General features: G+C 50.9%; 2 pseudogenes. Both read right to left on the bottom strand.

Annotated features, from left to right (window positions below):
- Positions 1-71 precede the first annotated feature (71 nt).
- Positions 72-995: pseudogene (locus tag AB5935_RS25235) on the bottom strand (YWFCY domain-containing protein); the annotation flags it as partial.
- A gap of 30 nt (positions 996-1,025) precedes the next feature.
- A pseudogene (locus tag AB5935_RS25230) lies at positions 1,026-1,714 on the bottom strand (relaxase); the annotation flags it as partial.

The raw sequence follows: 1,714 nt of genomic DNA, 5'->3' as shown, positions 1-1,714 counted from the left end.
GACGGAACAGCGGGTTAAATCTTGCAATATACATTGCTGTTTAACAATCAATTACGTGACTTTTCAGGTCACACCCACGTTTTATTGAGGTTGAGCATTATTGTGTAGGCACTCTCATAGGCATCCGTAATATCTTCCATAAAATCCGGGTGAATGGGATTGCACCGATGAGAGCGTCGCGGGTCGTCGAAGTTGATCACATAGAACTTCGGCTTTACCTTGTAGCCGTCCGGGTGGTTCAGCAAATGGTTGTAGGCAATAGTAGATAGGTCGGGATACTTGAAATCGTAGATGTATTGACTAAAGCCCTTTTCAATCTGTTGCTTGATAAAATTGTTTACCACGGCATAGGACTTGCCGCTGCCCGGCGTACCCAACACGATGGACGCACGGAAGGGATTAACTACATTGATCCAACCGTTGTTCCAGCGTTTCCTGTAATAGAAACGTGTCGGCAGATTGACCGAATACTCGCTTTCGATAAGCCTCGTTTCCTGCATGAAACTCTCGTTCTCGTTGTTGAAAACATCCTCCATCAAATTGTGTTTCAACAGGCGGCTCATCCACAGACCACCCATCAACAGGCAGACATAGCCCGTTCCAATGGTAAGGACATACAGTCCCGTCACCGCTTCAAGCGGCAGCGGCAGGGGCAGCAACCACCAGTTCAGGAAAAACAGCACGAACCCGACGGCAAATGCTGTCCAGATTCTCCCCCAAGTGATTTTCTCACCCTTGACACCCTTCGTACCCAGACAGGACAAGGCAAGCAAAAGGACGGAAAACAGCTTCGTGTAGAGAATGGAATGGAACAGCCCCGCCGTGCGGTCGAAGTTCAGAAGGATTTTGTCCACCACGCCGATGTTCACGCCCCACAGCCGGATGGCTTCGTAGCAGAACCAGTACACGTTCATGACCACTAAAATGATACTCACGGCACGCAGAAAATCCATGATTTTCGCCAATGCCCTCAAATCGTCTTCTTGTTGTGACATACATTGATTTTTTAATTGTTGATACTCTGATTACATACCCAAGCCCTTGCGTTTTTTCTTCTTTTTGCGCTTCATCGCCCGGATGAAAGCCTCTTCCTCGGCATCTACCGCCGGACCTTCGGGAGTGAGCAAGCCCATACCGCCCGATATATCTTCACTGTCGTAGGCGGTCTGCCCGTGTGCCTTGTCCGCAGCATCCACAGGGATGGATAGCGGTATCGGCGGTTGTCCGGCGTATGGCAGGGTGAAGTGTTCCTGCAAGGCATTCGCCGAAAGCTCCTTACCCATGCGCGAACCGTTCAGCACGCATCCCGTGCGGTGGTCGATGAAGGTAGCCCCATAGATGCGCCCTTCCTCTGTGTAGCGCAGTACGGTGTCGATGCCCTTCTCTTTGAGTTGGGATACAAATTTGTCCTTGTCATAAGTGCCTTGCAGCACGGAAAGGACGGTGCGTTTCGTCATGTCTGCCAGTTTCCTATCCTTGATTTCCGATTTGGAACGGACAAACTTCTTCTGTACGGCTTCATAGCCTGCGGACTTCCCGAAAAGCGAGGATTTGAACGGGTTGCCCACCTTGTTACCCTTGTCGTCCGTGACGGAATAGACCAGCCCGTGATACTCCCGTCCGCGCACGTTGCCCCTCGCTTCCTCCACCGTCATATTATATAAGGAAAGGAGCGCACGGTATTCGCCCATCGTCTGGAAACGGTACTGCCCAT

It is taken from the genome of Phocaeicola sp. RTP21198st1_B8_RTP21198_201120 (assembly GCF_040929485.1).
Classification (GTDB): domain Bacteria; phylum Bacteroidota; class Bacteroidia; order Bacteroidales; family Bacteroidaceae; genus Phocaeicola; species Phocaeicola dorei.
This window is presented reverse-complemented; position numbering and strand designations above follow the sequence as displayed.